General features: G+C 50.0%; 3 protein-coding genes. All 3 read right to left on the reverse strand.

Features of this window, described 5'->3' with window-relative positions; genetic code table 11:
* Positions 1–91: IS1 family transposase (locus ACHH0Z_RS25485; RefSeq protein ID WP_304481747.1), on the reverse strand; the 91-nt coding region annotated here is incomplete at its 3' end.
* Positions 92–256: 165 nt separating this feature from the next.
* On the reverse strand, positions 257–1,390 hold the full coding sequence (locus ACHH0Z_RS25490) for a glutathione-independent formaldehyde dehydrogenase (protein WP_017384068.1): 1,134 nt from the start codon (positions 1,388–1,390) through the stop codon (positions 257–259).
* Positions 1,391–1,741: 351 nt separating this feature from the next.
* On the reverse strand, positions 1,742–1,833 hold a 92-nt coding region (locus ACHH0Z_RS25495), incomplete at its 5' end, for an IS3 family transposase (RefSeq protein WP_326491880.1).

Here is a 1,833-nt window from a genome sequence, read left to right on the forward strand (position 1 = left end):
GATAGCGCTGATGTCCGGCGGTGCTTTTGCCGTTACGCACCACCCCGTCAGTAGCTGAACAGGAGGGACAGCTGATAGAAACAGAAGCCACTGGAGCACCTCAAAAACACCATCATACACTAAATCAGTAAGTTGGCAGCATCACCTGGCAGCTGAAAGTATGAATAATAACGCCCTGACAGGATATTTTATTGCACCCTGTCAAAAGTCATACATTCTTTCCCGGTTTTTGCTTTCTCATACCGGATAACTCTATTTAAGGCTTAAGGATAACCTTCGTCCATCCTTCATCCCGCTCATCGAAGTGCTTATATCCGGCAGGAGCCTCTTCAAGCGAAAGACGATGAGAAATTATTTTGCCCGGACTGGCTTTATCGTGATGGATGAGGCGAGACAGCTGACGGTTATAGGCCTTAACGTTCGCCTGGCCGGTACGGATTGCCTGTCCTTTAAACCAGAAACTCCCAAAATCAAATGGCATCTTACCCTCTCTGGCAAGCTCCGATTCAGCCCCCGGATCCTGAGGAATAAAGACGCCAACCACACCAATTCCCCCGGTTGCTTTCGTCGACGCAACAAGACTGTTCATGGTGACAGAGTTATCTTCATGGCCATGTTTGTTACAGCACTGATAGCCAACACATTCGCAGCCACAATCCGTACCGCGTCCATCCGTCAGGTCGAGAATTTTTTGTACAGCTTCATCGCCAGTAGCATTGATGCCCGTCGCCCCCATTTTTTCAGCCAGAGCCAACCGGTCTGTGTGCGTATCAACCACAAACACCTGTGAAGCACCTTTAATGATCGCCGAATGAGCTGCCATCAAACCGACCGGCCCCGCGCCATAAATGGCCACGCTTTCACCAGGCTTCAATCCGGCAAGTTCTGTTGCATGCCAGCCGGTAGGAAAAATGTCAGAGAGCATCACATAATCATCTTCTTTTTCTGCCGCATCAGGGGGAAGAACAAGGCAGTTAAAGTCGGCAAATGGCACCCGAAGCAGTTCCGCCTGCCCCCCCTCCCAGGGACCCATTTCAGCAAAACCATAAGCTGCGCCTGCCGAACCCGGATTGGTAGTGAGACAAAAGCCGGTCAGACCTTTTTCACAGTTTTCGCAAAAACCACATCCCACGTTAAACGGCAGACAAACATAGTCGCCCACCTTAATACGTTCAACGCCTGAGCCAATTTCGACCACTTCACCCAGGTTTTCGTGACCCAGAATCCGTCCCTGTTCAAAGCTGGTCCGGCCCTCATACATGTGCAAGTCCGACCCACAAATGTTGGTGGTGGTGATGCGGACGAGTACATCCGTGGGGCGGACAATTTTCGCATCCGGTACGTCTTTTACTTTTACATCATAAGGACCGTTGTAAATTACTGCTTTCATGATCTTCTCCTTCTTGCGTGCGGAAAGGAAATGCTGCCCGGCGGATTGGGGTATCAATCGAGTTTAGCTGCCATAACAGATCTCGCGATCGGCGAAAGGACGATTAGGATGTTTCTTAACTAAGTGCATTGAAGTCTGTAAGACAGGTACTTACCGATGAAGGCTGCCTGGAAAACGTAAAAACATCACACGTTAATCCGGTTTTTTTAAGCAGGCAGGGGATTACGGACAGCTTTGAGCGAGAAGCGGATAAAGTAAATCTATCTCATTTCTGCATTGTGCCAGAAGTAGACATAGGTGAATTAGGTAACCCTAGTGGACTGACCCCACGCCCGTAGACAAATTCTGTCCTCACGATGAGGCCTGTTCGAAGGCCTCCGGACTGAGGCCGCCGAGGTGACTGTGGCGCCGGGCCCGGTTGTAGAACACTTCAATGTAATCGA

The organism is Enterobacter cloacae complex sp. 2024EL-00227, from assembly GCF_043945315.1.
GTDB lineage: Bacteria > Pseudomonadota > Gammaproteobacteria > Enterobacterales > Enterobacteriaceae > Enterobacter > Enterobacter roggenkampii.